Annotated in this window: 14 protein-coding genes; 6 read left to right on the top strand and 8 right to left on the bottom strand. The window is 67.5% G+C overall.

Annotated features, from left to right (window positions below; translation table 11 throughout):
* Positions 1 to 107 precede the first annotated feature (107 nt).
* Positions 108 to 1355 (bottom strand): sarcosine oxidase subunit beta family protein, encoded by a 1248-nt coding sequence (locus B5V46_RS10120; RefSeq protein WP_080616492.1) that lies wholly within the window; start codon positions 1353 to 1355, stop codon positions 108 to 110.
* A 203-nt stretch (positions 1356 to 1558) separates the two neighbouring features.
* On the opposite strand from B5V46_RS10120, the gene ccmI reads away from it, so the two are divergent.
* Genes ccmI through B5V46_RS10135 form a run of 3 tightly spaced genes read left to right on the top strand, consistent with a single transcriptional unit; the run spans position 1559 to position 3512 of the window.
* On the top strand, positions 1559 to 2809 hold the full coding sequence (ccmI, locus tag B5V46_RS10125) for a c-type cytochrome biogenesis protein CcmI (RefSeq protein WP_080616493.1): 1251 nt from the start codon (positions 1559 to 1561) through the stop codon (positions 2807 to 2809).
* Complete coding sequence (gene ruvX / locus B5V46_RS10130) at positions 2806 to 3285, top strand: Holliday junction resolvase RuvX (protein ID WP_080616494.1); 480 nt, start codon at positions 2806 to 2808, stop codon at positions 3283 to 3285. The genes ccmI and ruvX overlap by 4 nt, the downstream gene beginning before the upstream one ends.
* Positions 3282 to 3512, top strand: a complete 231-nt coding sequence (locus tag B5V46_RS10135) for a DUF1289 domain-containing protein (protein ID WP_080616495.1) — start codon at positions 3282 to 3284, stop codon at positions 3510 to 3512. Before ruvX ends, B5V46_RS10135 begins: the two co-directional genes overlap by 4 nt.
* Positions 3513 to 3670: 158 nt before the next feature.
* Here B5V46_RS10135 and prfB read toward each other — a convergent pair whose 3' ends face one another.
* The 6 genes from prfB to dusA all read right to left on the bottom strand — a co-directional run bounded on the left by prfB (position 3671) and on the right by dusA (position 12242).
* Positions 3671 to 4798: a peptide chain release factor 2 gene (gene prfB / locus B5V46_RS10140; protein WP_080616496.1), complete on the bottom strand. Its 1128-nt coding sequence runs from the start codon at positions 4796 to 4798 to the stop codon at positions 3671 to 3673.
* A 107-nt stretch (positions 4799 to 4905) separates the two neighbouring features.
* The gene (locus B5V46_RS10145; protein ID WP_080616497.1) at positions 4906 to 7449 is read right to left on the bottom strand and encodes a penicillin-binding protein 1A; all 2544 of its coding nucleotides are present in this window, start codon (positions 7447 to 7449) and stop codon (positions 4906 to 4908) included.
* A gap of 157 nt (positions 7450 to 7606) precedes the next feature.
* Entirely contained in the window at positions 7607 to 8866 is a 1260-nt protein-coding gene (locus B5V46_RS10150) for a lytic murein transglycosylase (RefSeq protein WP_080616498.1), read from the bottom strand.
* A 79-nt stretch (positions 8867 to 8945) separates the two neighbouring features.
* Complete coding sequence (locus B5V46_RS10155) at positions 8946 to 10202, bottom strand: N-acetylmuramoyl-L-alanine amidase (protein ID WP_155774015.1); 1257 nt, start codon at positions 10200 to 10202, stop codon at positions 8946 to 8948.
* A 74-nt stretch (positions 10203 to 10276) separates the two neighbouring features.
* The gene (locus tag B5V46_RS10160) at positions 10277 to 11101 is read right to left on the bottom strand and encodes a sulfite exporter TauE/SafE family protein (protein WP_080616500.1); all 825 of its coding nucleotides are present in this window, start codon (positions 11099 to 11101) and stop codon (positions 10277 to 10279) included.
* Between the two features lie 136 nt (positions 11102 to 11237).
* Positions 11238 to 12242 carry a tRNA dihydrouridine(20/20a) synthase DusA gene (gene dusA / locus B5V46_RS10165; protein ID WP_080616501.1) on the bottom strand — a complete coding sequence of 335 codons (1005 nt, stop codon included), beginning with the start codon at positions 12240 to 12242 and terminating at the stop codon, positions 11238 to 11240.
* A 119-nt stretch (positions 12243 to 12361) separates the two neighbouring features.
* Here dusA and B5V46_RS10170 point away from each other — a divergent pair, with 119 nt between their 5' ends.
* Positions 12362 to 13432 carry a site-specific integrase gene (locus B5V46_RS10170; RefSeq protein WP_155774016.1) on the top strand — a complete coding sequence of 357 codons (1071 nt, stop codon included), beginning with the start codon at positions 12362 to 12364 and terminating at the stop codon, positions 13430 to 13432.
* Between the two features lie 330 nt (positions 13433 to 13762).
* Here B5V46_RS10170 and B5V46_RS10175 read toward each other — a convergent pair whose 3' ends face one another.
* The gene (locus B5V46_RS10175) at positions 13763 to 14233 is read right to left on the bottom strand and encodes an Rrf2 family transcriptional regulator (RefSeq protein ID WP_080616503.1); all 471 of its coding nucleotides are present in this window, start codon (positions 14231 to 14233) and stop codon (positions 13763 to 13765) included.
* 122 nt (positions 14234 to 14355) lie between these two features.
* Between B5V46_RS10175 and B5V46_RS10180 the strand changes: the two genes are divergently transcribed.
* Positions 14356 to 15273, top strand: a complete 918-nt coding sequence (locus B5V46_RS10180) for an NAD(P)/FAD-dependent oxidoreductase (protein WP_080616504.1) — start codon at positions 14356 to 14358, stop codon at positions 15271 to 15273.
* A 12-nt stretch (positions 15274 to 15285) separates the two neighbouring features.
* Positions 15286 to 15705: a cyclopropane-fatty-acyl-phospholipid synthase family protein gene (locus B5V46_RS10185; protein ID WP_231119081.1), complete on the top strand. Its 420-nt coding sequence runs from the start codon at positions 15286 to 15288 to the stop codon at positions 15703 to 15705.
* The last annotated feature ends 214 nt before the right edge of the window (positions 15706 to 15919 follow it).

The following is a 15919-nucleotide window of genomic DNA, read 5'->3' on the forward strand; positions in this document are numbered from 1 at the left end:
CGCACGCCCGCCGACGGGGCGCAAAGGCGGCGCCGGGCGGCCTGCGGCGGCCCGGCTGCGGCCGGACACCGTCGCGGTCGCGGCGCCGTCGCTGCGCGAACCCGGAGTCAATGCGCCACCCCGGCGGCGACGCTTTCATCGACGAAACGGCCCCTGGCGAAGCGGTCGAGCCCGAATTCGGCCGAAAGCGGCCCCGGCGCGCCTTTCGCCACCAGCTCGGCCATCGCCCAGCCCGAGCCGGGGATCGCCTTGAACCCGCCCGTGCCCCAGCCGCAATTGATGAAGCAGTTGCCCAGGGGCGTGGTCGAGAGGATCGGCGAACGGTCGCCGGTCATGTCGACGATGCCGCCCCATTGCCGCAGCATCTTCAGCCGCGAGATGATCGGGAAGGTCTCGATCAGGGCGCGGATCGTGTCCTCGACATGCTGGAAGCTGCCGCGCTGAGTGTAATTGTTGAACCCGTCGGCGCCGCCCCCGATCACCAGTTCGCCCTTGTCGGACTGGCTCATGTAGCCATGCACGGTATTGGCCATGACGACGGTGTCGATCACCGGCTTGATCGGCTCCGAGACCAGCGCCTGCAGCGCCACCGACTCGATCGGCAGCCGGAAGCCCGCCATCTCGGCCAGCACCCCCGAATGCCCCGCCACGACGATCGCAAGCTTGCCGCAGCCGATCTCGCCCTTCGTGGTGGCGACGCCCGTGACCTTGCCCGCCTTTTGCCGGATCGCCGTCACCTCGCATTGTTGCAGGATATCCATCCCCATCGCCGAACAGGCCCGCGCATAGCCCCAGGCGACGGCATCGTGGCGCGCGGTGCCGCCGCGCTTCTGCCAGAGCCCGCCCAGCACCGGATAGCGCGGTCCGTCGATATTGATGATCGGCACGATCTCCTTCACGCGCCTGGCATCGACATATTCGGTCGCGATGCCCTGCAGCACATTGGCCGCCGCGGTGCGCTTCCAGCCCCGGGCCTCGTGCTCGGACTGGGCCAGCATCAGGACGCCGCGCGGGCTGAACATGACGTTGTAGTTCAGATCCTGGCTGAGCCCCTCATAAAGCCCGCGCGCCTTCTCGAAGATCGCGGCCGAGGGGTCCTGCAGGTAATTCGAGCGGATGATGGTGGTGTTGCGGCCGGTATTGCCGCCGCCCAGCCAGCCCTTTTCGATCACCGCGACATTTCGCACGCCGTGGTTCCTGCCCAGGTAATAGGCGGTGGCGAGCCCGTGCCCGCCGGCGCCCACCACGATCACGTCATAGCGGGCCTTCGGCTCGGGCGAGGTCCAGGCCCGTTCCCAGCCCGCGTGGTAGCTGGCGGCCTCACGGGCGATGGCGAAGGCGGAATAGCGTTTCATGGCCACGGGCGACTCCCCTTGGTTTGGCGGGCGGCTCAGACCCGTTTAAGCACCCTGCTCAGGTGTCCCCCTGCCCGCCAGCGGCATGCCATCAAAAGAACGCGACACCGGGCCGGGCGCAAGGGGCCGGAACGCTTTGGCCTTTCGAAACCGGGCAAGGCATACTAGATCGGGCGGGCAGGCAGAGAGAGGGCAGCACTCCCATGACCTTTATCGTCGTCGCCATCGGCATGGCCGCCGTGATCGCCGCGGTTCTGACGCTGACGCTGATCCGGGGCCGCCGCGGCGACGAACCGGCCGCCGCCTACGATCTGCGCGTCTATCGCGACCAGCTCGGCGAGGTCGAGCGCGATCTTGGCCGCGGCGTCATCACCGAGGACGAGGCCGCGCGCATCCGCACCGAGGTGTCGCGCCGGGTGCTGGAGGCCGACCGCAAGCTGGCCCGGCAATCCGGCTCGGGCCAGGCGCCGAAGGCGCTGAGCCTGGCCGCGGGCATCGCGGTTCTGGCGGTGCTGCTGGGCGGGACCTGGATCACCTACAGCGCCAATGGCGCCCCGGGCTATGCCGATCAGCCGCTGACACTGCGCAAGGCCGAAGCGGCCGATTACCGGGCGAGCCGCATGAGCCAGGCCGAGGCCGAGGAGCAGGCGCCGCCGATGCCCGGCCTGCCCACCCCCGATGCCGAGCATCTGGAGCTTGTGAAGAAGCTCCGCGAGGTCGTCGCCCAACGCGGCGACGATCTGCAGGGGCTGGTGCTGCTGGCCCATAACGAAGCCGCGCTGGGCAATTTCAGGGCGGCCTACGAGGCTCAGGCCCGGGTCATCGCGCTCAAGGGCAAGGCCGCCACCGCCGCCGATTACGCAACCGAGGCCGACATGATGGTGCTGGCCGCCTCGGGCTATGTCTCGCCCGCAGCCGAGACCGCGCTGGAACAGGCGCTGAACCGCAACCCGCAGAACGGCACCGCGCTGTACTACTGGGGCCTCATGCATATCCAGACCGGGCGGCCCGACATCGCCTTCCGGGTCTGGCGCGAGCTTCTGAACGTGTCGCATGCGGGCGATCCCTGGCTGCCCATCGTGCGCGAGCAGATGTCGAACCTCGCCTGGTATGCGGGCGACGAGCGCTACCAGCTGCCGCCGATGCCGGCCGAGCCCGGCGCCCCCGGGTCTGCCTCCGGTCCCAGCGCCGAGGATATCGAAGCCGCCGCCGAGATGACGCCCGAGGCCCGGGACGAGATGATCCGGGGCATGGTCGCGCGGCTCTCGGCCCGGATGGCCGATCAGGGCGGCAGCCCCGAGGACTGGGCCCGGCTGATCGGGGCGCTTGGGGTGCTGGGCGACAGCGAGCAGGCCGGAGCGATCTGGGCCGAGGCGCGCCAGACCTTCGCCGCCGATCCCGAGGCGCTGGCCACGATCCGGGCCGCCGCGCAGCAGGCGGGTGTCGCCGAGTGAGCGTTCACGACAGCCTCGAGGAATTCGCCGCCGCGCTGCGGGCGCCCACCGCGCTGATCGGGCTCGATTTCGGCGAGAAGACCATCGGCGTCGCGGTCTCGGACCCGTTCTGGTCGATTGCCACCCCGCTCGAGACCGTCCGCCGCAAGAAATTCACGCTGGATGCCGGCCGGGTGCTGGAGATCGCGGCCGGCCGCAACGCGGGCGGCATCGTGCTGGGCCTGCCGCGCAACATGGACGGGACCGAGGGTCCGCGCTGCCAGTCGACCCGCGCCTTCGCCCGCAACCTGTCGCGGCTGACCGAGCTGCCGATCGGCTTCTGGGACGAGCGGCTCTCGACGGTCGCGGCCGAGCGCGCGCTGCTTGAAGCGGATACATCCCGCCGACGCCGGGCCGAGGTCATTGACCATGTGGCGGCGGGATATATCCTTCAGGGTCTGATCGACAGATTACGGAACCTGACCGCGACGCCATGACTGACGACGATACCGCTCCGATCGAGACGCCCTGCGTCCGCACCTGCCGTGTTGACTGGGAAAGCCGCCTCTGCGTGGGCTGCCTGCGCAGCATGGAGGAGATCGGCCTCTGGGGCAGCATGAGCCCGTCCGAACGTCGCCGGATCATGGCCGAACTGCCCGCGCGCCGCGACCGCATCAGCCCCGAGGCCGCGAATGGCGGCGTCTCGCGCCGCAAGCGCGTCTGAGGCGCCGGATCCCGGCACACCCTGCCCGAAAAGGCGGGAACGGAAAGGCGGGGGCAGCAAGGCGGCATCCGCCAGGTCGGCTTTAACCAAGGCGATTTCAGAAAGGCGGGCGGAGGCTGCGAACCGCCGCCGACGCTGCGCCCGGGACGCCTTCCGCCTCAGTCCTCAGCCTGGGCCTCGGCCCGGCTTTTGCCCGACACTTTCAACGCCAGCGTGGCGGCCATGAACTGGCCGAGATCGCCGTCCAGCACCCCTTGCGTGTCCGAGGTCTCGACCCCGGTGCGCAGGTCCTTCACCATCTGATAGGGCTGCAGCACGTAGGAGCGGATCTGGTTGCCCCAGCCGGCATCGCCCTTGGCCTCGTGCTGGGCGTTGATCTCGGCATTGCGCTTGTCGAGCTCCAGCTGATACAGGCGCGATTTCAGCGCCTTCATGGCGATGTCGCGGTTCTGGTGCTGGGATTTCTCGGAGCTGGTCACGACGATGCCGGTCGGCATGTGTGTGATCCGCACCGCCGAGTCGGTGGTGTTGACGTGCTGCCCGCCCGCGCCCGAGGACCGGTAGGTGTCGATCCGGATGTCAGAAGGGTTCACCTCGATCTCGATATTGTCGTCGACCACCGGATAGACCCAGACCGACGAGAAGGAGGTATGCCGCCGTGCCGCCGAATCATAGGGCGAGATCCGCACCAGCCGGTGCACGCCCGATTCCGATTTCAGCCAGCCATAGGCATTGCGGCCGGTGATCTTGTAGGTGGCGGACTTGATCCCCGCCTCCTCGCCCGCGCTTTCCGATTGCAGCTCGACATCGTAGCCCTGCTTCTCGGCCCAGCGGACATACATCCGCGCCAGCATAGAGGCCCAGTCGCAGCTCTCGGTGCCGCCCGCGCCCGAATTGATCTCGAGGAAGGTGTCATTGGCATCGGCCTCGCCGTCGAGCAGCGCCTCGAGCTCCTTCGCCGCGGCGGTCTCGCGCAGCGCCTTCAGCGCGGTCTCGGCCTCCCTGACCACCTCATGGTCATCCTCGGCCTCGCCGAGCTCGATCAGCTCGATATTGTCCTCGAGATCCTGCCGGATGCCCTTGTAGGTCTCGATCGCATCGACCAGCGCCTGACGCTCGCGCATCAGCTTCTGCGCGCGTTCGGGATCGTTCCACAGCTCGGGATCCTCGGCCATGGCATTGAATTCTTCCAGCCGGTGCTGGGCGGTCTCCCAGTCCAGTCGCTGGGCCAGAAGCCCCAGCGACTTGCGGATGTCCTCGACGGTATTCTGCGCCTCTGCACGCATCGGGCGAAGCCTCGCTGATAAACTGTCAGGTCGGGGTCATATCCCGAGGGGCCGGGACGGGCAAGCGGGCGAGACCGGAAAGCGTCCCCGGCGCCCCCGTCGCCCGGTCAGTAAAGCCCGCCCGAGGACAGCGTGCCGAAATTCGCCTTCGGCCCCACCACTGCCTTGCGCCCGGTCGAGGTGGTGACCTCTTCCGAAGGCGCATCCTCGTAGCTTTCCTCTTCGCCGCGCCCGAAGAGCGGCAGGTTCGAGCCCATGGCGAAGCCGCCATCGATCATCGCGCCGATGCCGAAGACCGGCTCTTCGCCCGCGCGGAAATATTCCGCCACCACATTCTCGCCGCTGGCATCGTCGGCCAGCCGTTCGCCAGTATAGCGGTCGATCTTGATGAAGCGCCCGCCCGGCGGCACCTTGAACGGCCCGCCGCCATATTTGGCGGTCGCGACCTTCATGAACTCGTTGAAGACCGGCGCGCACATGGTGCCGCCATAACCGCCGCGTCCCAGCCCGCGCGGCCGGTCGAAGCCCATGTAGCAGCCCGCCACGATGTTCGAGGTGAAGCCCACGAACCAGACATCGCGCGAGTCATTGGTGGTGCCGGTCTTGCCCGCGGTCGGCACGCCCAGATTGACGCGCCCCGCCGCGGTGCCGCGCTCGACGACGCCCCGCATCATCGAGGTCAGCTGATAGGCGGTGATGGCATTCATCACCCGCTCGCGATCCGAGACGATGGTCGGCCCCTGCCCTTCGGGGATCGAGACCGCGCCGCAATCGGTGCAGATGCGGCTGTCATGGCGGTAGATGGTGCGGCCCTGCCGGTCCTGCACCCGGTCGACCAGCGTCGGCTCGACCCGCTCGCCGCCATTGGCGAACATCGCATAGGCCGCCACCATCCGGTAAAGCGTGGTCTCCTGGCTTCCGAGCGAATTGGCCAGATAGGGTTCGAGCCGGTCATAGACGCCGAATTTCTCGGCATAGCGGGCGACGATGTCCATGCCGACCTCGCGGGCGAGGCGCACCGTCATCAGGTTGCGCGAGCGCTCGATCCCGGTCCGGAGCGGGGTCGGACCGTAATACCTGTTCGAGGAGTTCTTGGGCCGCCAGATCGCACCGCCGCCGGTATCGACCTCGATCGGCGCATCGATCACGATCGTCGCCGGGGTGAAGCCGCTGTCCAGCGCGGCGGCATAGACGAAGGGCTTGAAGGACGAGCCGGGCTGGCGCGTCGCCTGGGTCGCGCGGTTGAACACCGAAGCCTGGTAGGAGAACCCGCCCTGCATCGCCAGCACCCGGCCGGTATTGACGTCCATCGCCACGAACCCGCCCTGGATCTCGGGCACCTGGCGCAGGCTCCAGCGGATGAAGCCGCCATCCTCGCCGGTCACGCGGCGCACCAGCACAACGTCGCCGACCTTGAAATTATCGTGGAAATCGCCGCGCAGCCAGTCGATATCCTTGCGCGGCACCAGCGCGGGCGCGTCCTCGCCGTCCTCGACGCCCTCGATCCCCAGCCGCATCTGCTGGTCCTCGACCGTCAGCACCACCGCCGGCAGCCATTGCCCGTCAAGCCGGATGTCGCGCGGCACATCGGACGCCGCCAGCGCGGCGCGCCAGTGCTCTTCGGTATCGAGCTCGGCCGGGTCGATTTCCTTGCCGGTGCCGCGCCAGACGCCGCGGCTGCGGTCGTATTTCTCGAGGCCCCGGCGCAGCGCCTCGGCGGCCTCTTCCTGCAGCTCGGGATCGAGCGTCGCCCGGATCGTCAGGCCGCCGCCGAAGAATTCCTCCTGACCGAAGTTCAGGCTCAGCTGGCGGCGGATCTCGTCGGTGAAATAGTCGCGCGGCGGCAGGCTGGCACTGAAGGGCGGATAATCGCCGTTCTGCACAGTCCTGAGGGGCGCGGCCAGCGCCGCCTGATAGACCGCATCGTCGAGATAGCCGTTATCATGCATCTCGTGCAGCACGTAGTTGCGCCGCCCGACCGCGGCATCGTGGTTGCGCACCGGATGATAATTCGAGGGCGCCTTGGGCAGCGCCGCCAGATAGGCCGCCTCTTCGGGCGCAAGCTCGCTCAGCGTCTTGTCGAAATAGGTCTGGGCGGCAGCGGCCACGCCATAGGAATTCTGCCCGAGGAAGATCTCGTTGAGATAAAGCTCGAGGATCTGGTCCTTCGACAGCGTCTCCTCGATCCGGGTGGCAAGGATCAGTTCCTTGATCTTGCGCTCGCCGGTGCGCTCGCCGCCCAGCAGGAAGTTCTTCATCACCTGCTGGGTGATGGTCGAGGCGCCCCTGAGGTTGCGGCCGCGGCTTTTCACGGCATCGAACAGCGCGGCGGCCATGCCGCGCGCGTCAAAGCCGTGATGGGTATAGAAATTCTTGTCCTCGGCCGAGATGAAGGCCTGCTTGACCAGATCGGGGATCTCGGCGGCGGGCACGAACAGTCGCCGCTCCTCGGCGAATTCGTCGATCAGCCGCCCCTCGCCGGAATAGATCCGGCTGATGGTCTTGGGCTGGTAGCTGGCCAGATCCTCGTGGTCGGGAAGATCGCGGGCATACATCCAGAACACCGCGCCTATCATCAGCACGGCCGCCGCGACGCCCAGTGTTGCGAAGGAAAAGAGCGCCCCGAGAAGGGACAGAAAGAACCGGATCACCCGCGCGTGCCTCTGTGCCGTTGTCCGCCCTCTATAAGACTTCGGGCCGGGCGGGTCAAAACGAAGAACCCCGGATCGGCGGGTCCGGACGCTTCGGTGCGGTCACATCGGCGGGAGCGGCCGGCCCCGAGGGCGCCCCCGGTCGGGCAGACCCGGCTCAGCGCGCCATCGCCGCCGCCACCCCCGGTTCGGGAAAGCAGGTTGCGGCACGGCCCGAGGCCTCCTGCCAGCGGCCGATCTCGCGCCGGGTCTTGTAGCCCGGCAGCCCGTCGACCCCGCCGACATCGCGGCCGCGGGCCTCCAGCCGGCGCTGGATCGCGACGATCCCGGAACGCTCGATCCCCTTGAGCGGGGCCCAGCCCCGGACGAAGGCGCCCGAGCCGAAGGCGATCCGGTCGCCCAGATGGCCGACATGAAGCGCGTAGAGATCGCTCATGTTATAGGCCTTGAGCACGTAGAAATTGGGCGTGACCAGAAAGGCCGGGCCATGCCGCCCGGCAGGCATCATCAGAAAGCCCTCGCCCCGGCGCTCATGGTCGGGAAAGGCGCGGCCCGAGACCCGGGTCACACCCAGCGCCTCCCATTCGGCGATGCTGCGGCCCCGGTCTGGACCTTCCAGCGTGCAGGACACCCGCGCGGGCAGCCGTACCTCGAAGCCCCAGTCGCGCCCCGCGACCCAGCCATGCCGCCCCAGATAACTGGCGATCGAGGCAATGGTGTCGGGGCGCGAACGCCAGATATCGGCCCGCCCGTCGCCATCGCCGTCCACGGCATGGGCGAGATAGGAGGAGGGCATGAATTGCGGCTGCCCCATCGCCCCGGCCCAGCTGCTTTTCATAAGATCGCGCGGCACCGGAGCGGCCTCGGCGATCCGCAGCGCCGCGACCAGCTCGTCGGTGAAATAATCGGCACGCGGGCTCATGAAGCCACGCGTGGCCAGCACGCGGAACAGATCGTGCCGGATCGGCGCCCGGCCATAGGCGCTTTCGCGACTCCAGACCGCCAGCACGATCCGCGCGGGCACGCCCGTGGCCCGCTCGGCCGCGGCAAGAGCAGAGGCCTCGCGCGCCGCCATAAGCCGACCCTCCGCAGCGGCGGCCCGCAGTCCCGCCTCGGCGAAATAGGCGCCCGGCGCGCCGAATTCGGCCTGATGCTGCGGCCTCGGGCGCGTGCCGGGCGGCACCAGCCCCGGCAGATCCCAATCGGGCCGGAGCCCCCCGAGCGCGGCATCGAAGGTCGGGCGCGAGACGCCCACAGCCCTGGCCCTCGGCCAGACCGTGCCACCGAGCCAGTCGCGGAACTGCGCCTCGATCGCCGCCCGGTCGACCGGTTGAGCCATCGCGGGCGAAGGCGGCAGGCCGGCGCAGATCACCAGCAGCAGCAGAAGAAGGACGGCAAGGCGGCGGCGGACGGACATCGGGGCTCCTTTCTGTCCTGTGCCTGGATCTGTCGGCAGCGGTATCAGCGGCACCGGGCGCAAGGTCCCGGCAGGCTGCTCAGCGGCGCAGGAGCGCCGCGGCGGCGGCATCGGCCTCGGCCCAGCCGCGCAAGGCCTCGACAATTCCCGCCGCCGCCCGCGCACGCCATTCGGGCGAGATCAGCCGCGCCCGGTCGTCGGGCGAGGACAGGAAGCCCGTCTCGATCAGCACCGAGGGAATGTCGGGGGATTTCAGCACCGAGAAGGCCGCCGACATATGCGGGGTCTTGTAGAGCTGTCCGACATGGCCGCGCAGCCCGGCGACGATGGCCTCGGCCAGCCGTTCCGAGCGGGGCTGGGTATCGGTGCGGGCCAGATCCATCAGCACCCCCGCGATCACGTCATCCTTGTCGCTGAGATCGACCCCGGCCAGCAGCGCGTCGCGGTCATGGCGCTCGGCCAGCCTTGCCGAGGCACTGTCGCTCGCGGTCTCGGACAGGGTGTAGACGGTGGCGCCCGAGGCATAGCCATCGGCCAGCGCATCGGCATGCAGCGACAGGAACACATCGGCCCGGGCGGCGCGGGCGATGTCGATCCGGGTTTCCAGCGGCACGAAGATATCGGCATTGCGGGTCAGGATCGGCTCGATCCCGGCACGGGCCAGCGCCTCGGCCAGTTCCCGGCCGAAGGTCAGCATCAGATCGGCCTCGCGGATCCCCGCACTCTCGGCGCCCGGATCGATACCGCCATGGCCCGGATCGATCACGACCCGAAGCGCCCGGCTGCCATCATGGCGGCGCGGCGGCGGCGCCAGCTTCTCGGGCTCGGGCAACCCCCAGAGCGCGGTCTGCGCAGGCGGGCGCGCCGTGCCCTCGGTCCCGGCCGCGGCCGGGGCCAGTTGCAGCGCAAGCCGCGCGCGGCCGGTTGCCGGATCGCGCGGCATCTCGGCCGAGACCAGTTCCATCGGCGCCGACAGCTCCAGCACCAGCCGCGACCAGCCCGGACGGATCGCACCCGCCCGCGCGGCCCGCACCCGCTTGCTGCCGGTCAGCGCGCCCGGATCGCTGCCACGCCAGTCGACCTCGCGGAAATCCACCACCAGCCGGGGCGGCGCCTCGAGCGTGAAGACGCGGTAGGGCACGGGCTGGCTGAGACCCAGCGAAAGCGCGACGCCGCCGCCCCGCAGATCCTCAAGCGACGAGGCCGAGAGATCGGGCCTGGCCAGCGCCGTCAGCGGCTCGGCACCAAGCGCTCCGACAAAGCCGGACCCAAGCCCGACCCAGAGCGCCACCCAGAACGCGGCCGCCGCGCGAAGAAGGACTGAAACTGCCTGCATGCCTGCCCGCCCGATCCGGTTTTGCGCCAGCATAAGTCAGGGCACGGACCGATGTCACGCCCGCGGCGCCGGGCTCAGAACCCGGCGGCCTTGCGCAGCATGTTGCCCGCGACGAGGATCAGGAAGACCGCGAAGACCCGCTTGAGCGGCTTGGGATCCATCGCATGGGCCAGCCGGACGCCCAGCGGGGTGGTGATCAGCGTCATCGCGATGATGACCAGGAAGGCCGGGATGTTGACCGCGCCCAGGGTGAAGGGCGGGCGCGCGCCATCGGGGATCTGCACGAAGAAGAAGCCCAGAACCGAGGGCACGGCGATGAGAACGCCAAAGCCCGACGCGGTCGCCACCGCGCGGTGGATCGGCGCGCCATGAAGCGTCATCAGCGGCACCCCGAAGCTGCCGCCGCCAATGCCCATCAGCACCGACAGGAAACCCACGACCGGCGACAGGACCGCCCGCCTGAGACCGCGGGGCATGCTGTCGCCCAGCCGCCAGTCATGGCGACCGAAGGCCATGTAAAGCCCGACCGCCATCGCCAGCCCGCCGAAGATGCCCTGCAGCACGACCGAGCGCAGCGCCGCCGCGACCAGCACCCCGATCACCGCGCCAAGCGCGATGCCGGGCGCCCAGCCCTTCAGCACCTGCCAGTCGACCGCGTCCTTCTTGGCATGCGACAACACCGAGCGGGTCGAGGTGACGATGATCGTGGCCAGCGAGGTCGCAAGACAGATCTGCATCAGATAGGCGCTGTCATAACCGAGCGCCTGGAAGGCATAGAAGAAGGCCGTGACCAGAACGATGCCGCCGCCCACGCCCAAAAGCCCCGCCAGCACTCCCGCGATCGCGCCGATGCTCAGCAAAAGCGCCAGCATCCACAGAAGCGTCACAGTATCGGGCATCGGAAACTCTCCTCGGGTCCGCGGCCCCCTCGGCCGATCCTCGGGGCCCGAAGACCCTTAGCCGAGCCCGGTCGCGAGGACCAGTGCCCCCGCGCGCCGCGGCCGCCCACCCTCCCGGTCGATCTTCAGGCAGATGTCAGGCCGCCCGCGGCAGCGCGTCGAGCGCGGCGTCCAGCACCTCGAGCCCGGCCCCCTGCCCGGCCGCGCCCTCCGACAGCACCCGGCGCCAGGCGCGTGCCCCGGGCGCCCCCGCAAACAGCCCCAGCATGTGCCGGGTGACATTGTGCAGCCGCCCCCCCGCCGCCAGGTGCCGGGCGATATAGGGGCGCATCTCCAGGGCCACCTGCCGCGCGCTCTTGCGGCCGGGCTGCCCGAAGATCTCCTCGTCGGCACCCAGCAGGATCGCGGCCGGGTCGTGATAGGCCGCACGCCCGATCATCACCCCGTCGAGCCCCTCGGCCAGCAGGGCCTGCGCCTCGGCCAGCGAGGCGACGCCGCCATTGACCGAGACATGCATCGCCGGGAAAGCCCGCTTCATCTCGGTCACCAGTCCGTAATCGAGCGGCGGCACATCGCGGTTCTGCTTCGGGCTCAGCCCCTGCAGCCAGGCCTTGCGGGCATGGATGGTGACCCGCGTCACCCCCGTCCCTGCGACCGTTTCCAGAAAGGCGGGCAGCACCTCGCGCGGTTCCTGATCGTCGACCCCGATCCGGCATTTCACCGTGACCTCGACGCTTGCGACCGCCCGCATCGCCGCCAGGCAATCGGCCACGAGATCCGGGCTTTTCATCAGCACCGCACCGAAAGCGCCCGACTGCACCTTGTCGGAGGGGCAGCCGACATTGAGATTGACCTCGTCATAGCCGGCCTCGCAACACAGCCGCGTGGCCTCGGCCAGCTCGCGCGGGTCCGAGCCCCCGAGCTGCACCGCCACCGGATGTTCCTCGGGATCGTGATCGAGCAGATGCAGCGCGCCGCCCCGAACGAGTGCAGGCGCCGTGACCATCTCGGTATAAAGCAGCGCCGAGCGGCTCATCAGCCGGTGGAAGTAGCGACAATGGCGGTCTGTCCAGTCCATCATGGGTGCAATGGACAGGCGGGCGGCCGTTGAAATCTCTTGTTTTTTATTTTTATCAGCCACTTATAGGCACCTATAGTTCGTCTCGTTTCCGCTCATTATGGACCAAATCCGTCGATTTTGGCACTGGATTTGATCCCGTGGACCAAACACAATTCCGTGGACCAAATGAGGAGGCCATCATGGGCTCGATCACCACACGCAAGCGCAAGGATGGAAGTCACAGTTACAGGGCACGCGTGCGAGTGATGCGAGAAGGAACCTCCTATCATGAGACGAAGACCTTTGACAGACGCCCTGCCGCAACCGCCTGGATAAGGAAGCGCGAGAAAGAGCTAGCAAAACCTGGTGCCTTGGAGGAGTTGAACGTATCCGACCCTCCGCTGTCCAAAGCGATTGAGCGCTACACCGAAGAAACGGTGAAGGACATCGGTCGTACCAAGGCGCAGGTCCTCAGGACCATCGCCACCTACCCGATCGCCGATCTACCCTGTTCCACCATCAAGTCGAAGGATATCATCGCGTTTCTTCAGTCACTAACCGGACAACCGCAAACAGTCGGGAACTACGCGAGCCATCTCGCCTCCGTATTCGCCATAGCACGGCCGATGTGGGACTTCCGACTGGATGACCGGGAGATGAGAGACGCGATCACTGTCGCGCGCCGTATGGGGATCATCTCCCGCTCAGCCCAGCGGAACCGCAGACCCACTCTCGATGAACTCGACCGGCTGCTGGCCCATTTCATTGATCGGCGCCAAAGAACACCTCAGGCCATGCCCATGCACAAGGTGATCGTGTTCGCTCTCTTCTCGACGCGCCGACAGGCAGAGATCACCCGCCTCACCTGGGATGACTTTCAGAAGGAGCACAAGCGTATTCTGGTCCGCGACATGAAGCACCCCGGCGAGAAGCTCGGAAACGATACCTGTGTCGATTTACCTGAGGAGGCCATTCGGATCATCGACAGCATGCGCAAGAGCAAGGCTGAGATCTTCCCTTACTCTCCGGACGCGATCACGGCCAACTTCACCCGCGCTTGCAAGCTGCTCGGAATCGAAGATTTGCACTTCCACGATCTGCGCCACGAAGGCATTTCTCGGCTATTCGAGATGGGTTGGAACATTCCCCATGTCGCAGCCGTCAGTGGGCACAGGTCTTGGGTCAGCCTGAAGCGCTACACGCACATCCGGGAAACAGGCGACAAATATGCGAGCTGGCCTGGACTGCAGCTCGCAATCGGCAACACGTGATACGGCGACCCCAGCTTGACCTTCGCGCGACCGCTTTCGCTTTACCCACGAAGATGCTTTACCCACGAAGATAATGGAGCATGTGGACCGGAGAAGACAATTTCCGCATCTATGAGGAAATCAAATCTTGGTAGGCGAGACACCGAGCCCGCAGAAAGTGACATACTCCCATTGACCGGATTCCCTGAAAAGCCCGCGTTTTGAAATTCGCCTGTCCGCCCTGAACTGGAAGATACGATCAACCTACGAACGCTTCTGGTGAGCTGGTCTGGCGCTTTATGTCCAAGCGACCTTGGCCTTCGGTCGACTTCGAAACAACAGCTCCCCAAATCATTCGTCCGGCACACCATGCCATTGGGATGGCACCGTGTGACCGCTTTCGACGAAATGGCGCTCGAAACCCTGCGCGACCTCCTCCACCGTTACCGCAGCGAATTGTGCCAGAAGCCATGCCTCGGCCTCCGCCAGCGTCGCGTCGAGCCGCGCGTCGACCGCCTGCTCGACCAGACAGGGCGACGGGTCCGCCTGTGGCCCGATGTTGAACAGCGGCGGGTGGCCGACCGCCTCGTAGACGTCGCGCAGGCTGATCTTGGCCAGCGGGCAAGCGAGTTGCCAGCCACCGCCGTGGCCCTTTTCTGACGACACTATCCCCCGCTCGCGCAGCCCCGCCATCATCCGGCGCACCACCACGGCATTGGTCGAAATCATCTGCGCGATCTGTTCCGAGGTGGCACGCCCGACGTGCCGGTCCATGTGGATCAACACGTGCAACATGCGGGACATGCGAAGATCGCGCGCCATCGGGTTTCACCTCCTTGCCTGTCCAGCCTCCTTAGCAGCACTCAAGTAACAATGAAAGTTTCGTGTCTTGAAAGGCGCGCGACGAATCACGTAACTCTTAATGATACATTTAGGGGAACACCATGGATCATGATGTCATCGTCATTGGCGGGAGTTTTGCCGGGCTCGCCGCCGCAATGCAGCTCGCCCGCGCCCGCAGACGCGTCTGCGTGCTCGACACCGGCGCCCCCCGAAACCGCTTTGCCGCCGACTCGCACGGCTTCCCCGGGCAGGATGGGCGCGCCCCGCAGGCCATCCGCGCGACCCTCAGACACGAACTCTCGGCCTACCCTACCCTGTCCTTCCGGGACGGCACGGCGGTTTCGGCTGTGCGCGACGGAGACGGATTTCGGGTGACATTGGCAAAGGGCGGCGACATCACCGCGCGGCGGCTGGTGCTGGCCTTCGGTGTCCGCGACAGCCTGCCCGACCTGCCAGGGGCGACCGAACGCTGGGGAAACACCTTGCTTCATTGTCCCAATTGCCATGGCTATGAACTGAACGGCAGGCCGGTCGGCGTTCTGGCGCGCGGCGAAGCGGCGCTGCATCAGGCGATGCTGCTGCCGGATTGGGGGCCGACCACGCTCTTTACGCAAGGCCTGCTCGCCCTCTCCGCAGATCAGCGGCAAGGCCTGGCCGACCGGAGAGTCACGGTCGAGGAAACGCCTGTCGTGGACCTGCTCGGCACCGCGCCGGCGCTCGACGGGGTGCGCCTGGACGACGGGCGAGAGATTGCGCTGGCGGGGCTGTTCCTGGCGCCCGACACCGCGCCCTCCTGCGACCTGGCAAGCGATCTTGGCTGTGCACTGACGGACGGCCCCACCGGCCCCTATGTGGCCGTCGACCCGATGCAGACCACCAGCCAGCCCGGCGTCTTCGCCGCCGGCGACCTTGCCAGCCCCATGCCCAACGCCACCATCGCCGCGGCCTCGGGCGTGATGGCGGGCAGCGCCGCGCACCGCTCGCTGGTCTTCGACCCCGATCTGACCGCAACGCCCTGAAGGAACATCGCCATGCAACAAACCACCCGAGACTTCTGGAACGACCGCTACCGCGAAAAGACCGGCGAGACCTCCGGCAAACCCGGCCTCGTCCTGTCCCAGTTCGCCGGCCCGCTGCAGCCGGGGACGGCGCTGGAACTGGGCTGCGGCCGGGGCGACGACGCGCTCTGGCTGGCCCGGCAGGGCTGGCAGGTGACGGCGGTAGACGTGTCCGCCGTGGCGCTCGCTTGCGCCTCTGAAAGATCCGCCCGCGCCGGACTGGCCGGGAGCCTCCGCTTCGAAGAACACGATCTGGCCGAAACCTTCCCGGACGGCAGCCACGACCTCGTGGTCGCCAGCTTTCTGCAATCGCCGCAGGATTGGCCGCGCGCCCGGGTGCTGGCCAGCGGCCTGAACGCGGCGATCACCCGCCTGAAGGGGCGCACACAATGATCCGGACCGACTGGACGATGCAAGAAGCACGGGAGCTTCACGCCCTGCCCTTTCGGTGTTCCATCCATGGCGGGGTCCTCCTTTCCCAAAATAGCATGGAAAGAAGGTTAAGTGGACGAGTCGCCGCGCGCTCCTTGAAGGGCGATCACGCGCCTCCCGCAGCCTGAGCAATTGACGCTCACCTTGCGCTCGGTCGCGTTCAGCTGCCCCGATC

Source organism: Rhodovulum sp. MB263, assembly GCF_002073975.1.
Classification (GTDB): Bacteria; Pseudomonadota; Alphaproteobacteria; order Rhodobacterales; family Rhodobacteraceae; genus Rhodovulum.

Bases quoted from the DNA above. Each gene is read 5' to 3' on its own strand.
- prfB (WP_080616496.1), bottom strand. From the start codon at position 4,798: ATGCGTGCAGAGGCGCAGAATACCGTCGAGGACATCCGCAAGTCGCTG.
- B5V46_RS10150 (WP_080616498.1), bottom strand. From the start codon at position 8,866: ATGTCCGTCCGCCGCCGCCTTGCCGTCCTTCTTCTGCTGCTGCTGGTG.
- B5V46_RS10175 (WP_080616503.1), bottom strand. From the start codon at position 14,233: ATGGCGCGCGATCTTCGCATGTCCCGCATGTTGCACGTGTTGATCCAC.
- B5V46_RS10160 (WP_080616500.1), bottom strand. From the start codon at position 11,101: ATGCCCGATACTGTGACGCTTCTGTGGATGCTGGCGCTTTTGCTGAGC.
- B5V46_RS10180 (WP_080616504.1), top strand. From the start codon at position 14,356: ATGGATCATGATGTCATCGTCATTGGCGGGAGTTTTGCCGGGCTCGCC.
- B5V46_RS10155 (WP_155774015.1), bottom strand. From the start codon at position 10,202: ATGCAGGCAGTTTCAGTCCTTCTTCGCGCGGCGGCCGCGTTCTGGGTG.
- ccmI (WP_080616493.1), top strand. From the start codon at position 1,559: ATGACCTTTATCGTCGTCGCCATCGGCATGGCCGCCGTGATCGCCGCG.
- B5V46_RS10120 (WP_080616492.1), bottom strand. From the start codon at position 1,355: ATGAAACGCTATTCCGCCTTCGCCATCGCCCGTGAGGCCGCCAGCTAC.
- B5V46_RS10185 (WP_231119081.1), top strand. From the start codon at position 15,286: ATGCAACAAACCACCCGAGACTTCTGGAACGACCGCTACCGCGAAAAG.
- B5V46_RS10135 (WP_080616495.1), top strand. From the start codon at position 3,282: ATGACTGACGACGATACCGCTCCGATCGAGACGCCCTGCGTCCGCACC.
- B5V46_RS10170 (WP_155774016.1), top strand. From the start codon at position 12,362: ATGGGCTCGATCACCACACGCAAGCGCAAGGATGGAAGTCACAGTTAC.